The sequence below is a fragment of the Algimonas arctica genome, assembly GCF_014652695.1.
In the GTDB taxonomy this organism is placed as follows: domain Bacteria; phylum Pseudomonadota; class Alphaproteobacteria; order Caulobacterales; family Maricaulaceae; genus Litorimonas; species Litorimonas arctica.
Genome location: NZ_BMZH01000049.1, coordinates 1 through 500, shown reverse-complemented (window position 1 = coordinate 500; position 500 = coordinate 1). Strand labels below are relative to the sequence as shown.

Annotated in this window: 1 pseudogene; it reads left to right on the top strand. The window is 51.2% G+C overall.

Annotated features, from left to right (window positions below):
• Positions 1–139: 139 nt before the first annotated feature.
• Positions 140–500 (top strand): annotated as a pseudogene (locus tag IE105_RS15470) (ISNCY family transposase); the annotation flags it as partial.

Below are 500 nucleotides of genomic sequence, written 5' to 3'. Positions count from 1 at the left end.
TATAAGCGCAAAGTTGAAAGGCGACACTTGCGCAAAGTTCAAAGTTGACACTCCTCTAGCCAATTGGTTCCATAAACTCGCATTGCGTGAACTCATTTAGATCTTCTCTCGGTGCTCGAGGCAGACTGGAGCGAGTGCAATGTCGAAGCTAATCCCTATGTCCGAGAAAGAACTTGATCGCTTAGAGCTGGTTCAGCGAGTTTGCCAAAAAAGAATGACTGTAACGGCGGCCGCGGCTGCGGCTTCACTCTCGCGTCAACGCATGAGTGTTTTAGTCAACGCTTACCGTCGTGACGGACACGGCGCCCTCGTCTCTCGTAAGCGCGGAATGCCGTCGAACAATCGATCCGTTGGTGCTCTGCGCAAGACTGCCGTATCACTTGTCAGGACTCATTATTCGGACTTCGGTCCACAATACGCTTCCGAGATGCTCGGTGAACGTCATGATATCATTGTCAGTCGTGAGACCTTGCGTCAGTGGATGATCCAAAGTGGCCTTT